The organism is Rahnella sp. PAMC25617 (genome assembly GCF_050606005.1).
Lineage (GTDB): Bacteria > Pseudomonadota > Gammaproteobacteria > Enterobacterales > Enterobacteriaceae > Rahnella > Rahnella variigena.
Window position 1 is genome coordinate 1 of the sequence record NZ_JBOCUM010000215.1, and the last position, 355, is coordinate 355.

Annotated in this window: 1 pseudogene; it reads left to right on the forward strand. The window is 42.5% G+C overall.

Annotated elements, in window-relative coordinates:
* Positions 1–355: pseudogene (locus ACM615_RS24210) on the forward strand (hypothetical protein); the annotation flags it as partial.

A 355-nucleotide genomic window follows, 5' to 3' on the forward strand; every position in this document is an offset into this window, starting at 1 on the left:
AAGGGGAAGATCATACATACAACGGGTCAAGCAGAACAAAAGGCCGTCATTCAAAACACACTAAACAATGAACGTCTCCAAACAAAAGGGGTCGTTATTGACGATGAGAAGGATGCGCTTTTCCATTATGCTGTCCCGATCTTAAAACAAAACGAACCGGTGGGTTATTTATTTCTCCATGCGTCATACGAGCCTTTAAATGAAATTGACGGCCAGCTTTGGCTTGCCTTAGCCTTTTGTCTTGGCTCGGCAATTATCATTATCGTTTTCTTTGGGTACCGCATGTCGATGAAATATGTGAAACCAATTGATTATGCGACAAAGGTAGCTAAACAGCTAGAACGCGGGAACTATG